This window comes from Telluria sp. AZSoR62, from assembly GCF_058111565.1.
On record NZ_JBYTST010000586.1, the window covers coordinates 1 to 237 of the forward strand.

A 237-nucleotide genomic window follows, 5' to 3' on the forward strand; every position below is an offset into this window, starting at 1 on the left:
CGGCCGTGCGTTTGCTGGAGGACGCCGGCTGGGAAACCCCTCGCCTGACGGCACTGCCTTACGGCGGGGAACTGATCGACAATTACCTCGCCCCGCTGGCTGCAACCCCGGAGATCTCCTCCCGGCTCCAGACCAGCGCACGCGTCATTGCCGTTACACGCCAGGGCATGGACAAAACCCACGTCCGGGACCGTGACGCCACCCCTTTCACCGTCCGGGTCGAACACGACGGCGGTG

At 67.1% G+C, this 237-nt stretch carries 1 pseudogene; it reads left to right on the top strand.

The window, feature by feature from the left end:
- Window positions 1-237 (top strand): annotated as a pseudogene (locus AC3XQU_RS24840) (flavoprotein); the annotation flags it as partial.